Source organism: Microcoleus sp. PH2017_12_PCY_D_A (assembly GCF_020738565.1).
Taxonomy (GTDB): Bacteria; Cyanobacteriota; Cyanobacteriia; order Cyanobacteriales; family Microcoleaceae; genus Microcoleus.
This window is the reverse complement of record NZ_JAEQCI010000246.1, coordinates 1-2,737: the sequence shown is the minus strand read 5'-3', so window position 1 is coordinate 2,737 and position 2,737 is coordinate 1. Positions and strand designations below refer to the sequence as shown.

The following is a 2,737-nucleotide window of genomic DNA, read 5'->3' as shown; positions in this document are numbered from 1 at the left end:
GGTTTGAGATTCTCCACAACAGTCTCGACAGTTAATGGAGGTTTGAGATTCTCCACAACAGTCTCGACAGTTAATGGAGGTTTGAGATTCTCCACAACAACTTCGATATCAGCTGGCGTTGGGCAAGGCTTAACTTCTTCTGGATATAAAAAATCCCACTGGTTGATGTGTGGGTTCCAGAATTGGATGCTGCCGTCGATTGGGTGGACGGCGTTAACTTTGAAAATTTCGCCGCGCTTGACCCACGCTGCGATCGCTGGTTTTCGCTTGGTTTTTACCCAGTCGCCGGCTTTATATTGCGACACTGGTGTTGGTTGCGGGAATAATTCTAGCTGTTGCACTGCGTTTTTTTGTGCTGCGGGGTTTTCTGTAACTGTCGGCGTATCCGGGGCTGCTGAGTATGGCTAGGTATCGCTTTACCATTTGTTTTCCGTTTTTGTACAGCATGAAGCGCCTGATTTGTTCGCGTACTCCTGGGGGGTAAGTTTTGTGCATGGTGGGGTGGGATGAGTTGTTGGAAGTAATGTAATTATTGGGTTTTCCCCTTATTTGAGAAAATAAGGGGATTCAGGCTTAGAGGCTCAATTCAAGGCCTGGTAGTTGTTTTCACTAATTTATTATCTGTCTTCATATTGTCATATGTCAATACGCTGGCATATAATAAAAGGAGATTTTACAGTAATGCCCGTGAGAAACTGTTTGAAGGTAGTTCTAGAAAAAAAATTGCAAATACCTAGGTTGACTCCTTATAGATTTGGTAAGTTAACTGGTTTGGGTCGTGGCACTTCGGACAAAATTAACGATCCAAACTGGGTTCCTAATGAAAAGACTCTGGAGGTGATTTGTAAAACTTTTCGTTTACAACCAGGTGAATTTCTTTATTGGGTTCCTGAAGACTCGTTTACTCAGTAAGGTTGAGGTTCTTTTTTAGATAGCTTCTGCCAGTGTATTAACATATGTCATTATACTGGTATATAATGGACACAGATTTAATTGCATACCCTGTAACGTTCTCCCTGGGCTTGTACTGCTCAAGCCCTTTTTTAAAATATGGTTCAGCGCCGAAGGCACGAATTAAAGGCGATCACTCTTGAGCTTGGAGCTCAACCCGTTGGGGATTGTCGCAAAATACGGACTTGGGAACTGGCGATCGAGCGGCAAGCTCAAGTCATGGGTATATCGCTTGAAGCTGCTTACAATCCGATTTTGCGGACTTTTCAGCTTGGCGGGCGAAACGGTTTTAGTCAGGAGGCGATTGAGCAGGCGCTTGATTTAGTTGAGCGGTACTGTTATCCCATTGTCTTTCGTCGTAGAGGTGGTTTGGTTCAGCCGATTGAGAAGTCTTTGGGCGCGCAGTTAGCGGCTAAAGTTCTTCCGGGTGTTGCTTGTTTTCAGAATTTAGCTGAACTGACAGCGGAAAATTCCCTCGGTGTCGATCGCGTCCAGGAGTCGATCGAACAGGCGGCCGAAAATTTCCCCGGTGTTGATGCTGAACTCGATCGGCAACCGTTTATGGAAACGGCTGAAATTTTCCCCGGTGTCAAAACTGAGGTAACAGCGATCGACACCGGGGTAACTTTCTCTGATAGGTTTTTGGCTTGCTATGCCCCCCCACAGTCTGAAACTGTTTTTTACAAAGCCAATGCTGGCGGGCAACTGAGCCTGTTTGATCTTGAGGTTCAGTTGGTGGATGAGCCGCCAGACCCGGATGATTTTGAATCCCTCGATGCGTTTCGCGGCGCGATTGCCCTTTGGGACTTTGAGCACAGCGAGCCGATCGAACAGGTGGCTAAAAATATCCCCGGTGTCAAAACTGTCGATCGCGTCCAGGAGCCGGAGCGGAAAAATATCCCCGGTGCTGATCGCGTCCAGGAACTGCTTATAGAAACGGTCAAAACTTCCCCCGGTGTCAAAACTGAGGCAGCAGCGATCGGTTTAGCGGCCAAAAATCCGATTTTGACTGGGGTAACTTTCTCTGATAGGTTTTTGGCTCGTTATGCCCCGCCACAGTCCCAGATTATCCATTTCCAATTTGATGCTGAATTTTTTGGCGTTGGAACTGTTGAGACAGTTTTGCTTGAGTCTATGTGCCAGTGGGCTCCTTGCGACTTGTTGTTTGAAACTGTGCCATCAATGGAAAACTTTTGCCCCTGTGGCGAAGTTCTTGCCAGTCAGTGCGACGGTCGTACTGTTGTGATTCGCGTTTATCCCGATCGCACTGTTCGGGTTCCCTGTTACAAAAATCGAGTTGGTTGTTGCAGCCGATTGCCCCCGGGAGGTGATGTTGTAACCTGAGTTTTTAGTTTCCTTTTCTGATGTTTTTTCATTCTTTACTCCTTCCTGTTTTAGCGGTTGTTGTGAACCGGCAATCGCTTTTTCCTTCTATCAAATTTTGGAGATTGAATTTATGTTTTCTTTGAGAGTTGTTCTTCCTGTTTACAAGCTTAACGAATGGCGAAATTTGCAAACTTCTGGTGAAATTATCGCTACTTGGACGGGTGACGACCTTTTGAATGGTGACGAGGTTATTAAGAAACAGGCTGCCCAATGGCTTGAAAAACAACAATCTGAAAGTCAGATTGTTTCTGACTACAATGAGCTTTTGGATTCTAAGACAAAGGTTGAAAGAGCTTTGCGCCAAGTTCAGCGGGAGCTTAAATTAAACCAATCAAAGCTTGATTTGCTTAAGAAGTTTTTTGCTGGTTTGGGTTTTGAACCCGATTCTGAATATTTGAAA

At 45.5% G+C, this 2,737-nt stretch carries 2 protein-coding genes and 1 pseudogene; 2 read left to right on the top strand and 1 reads right to left on the bottom strand.

The window, feature by feature from the left end; translation table 11 throughout:
- Positions 1 to 341: pseudogene (locus JGK39_RS33290) on the bottom strand (hypothetical protein); the annotation flags it as partial.
- 709 nt (positions 342 to 1,050) lie between these two features.
- On the opposite strand from JGK39_RS33290, the gene JGK39_RS33285 reads away from it, so the two are divergent.
- Together JGK39_RS33285 and JGK39_RS33280 are read left to right on the top strand one after the other, a co-directional pair.
- Positions 1,051 to 2,295 carry a hypothetical protein gene (locus JGK39_RS33285; protein ID WP_293322684.1) on the top strand — a complete coding sequence of 415 codons (1,245 nt, stop codon included), beginning with the start codon at positions 1,051 to 1,053 and terminating at the stop codon, positions 2,293 to 2,295.
- Positions 2,296 to 2,407: 112 nt separating this feature from the next.
- The coding region (locus tag JGK39_RS33280) for a hypothetical protein (RefSeq protein ID WP_293299083.1) at positions 2,408 to 2,737 on the top strand (330 nt) is incomplete at its 3' end.

What these genes read in the sequence shown, in the direction of transcription:
- JGK39_RS33285 (WP_293322684.1), top strand. Translation starts at nt 1,051, where the DNA reads ATGGTTCAGCGCCGAAGGCACGAATTAAAGGCGATCACTCTTGAGCTT.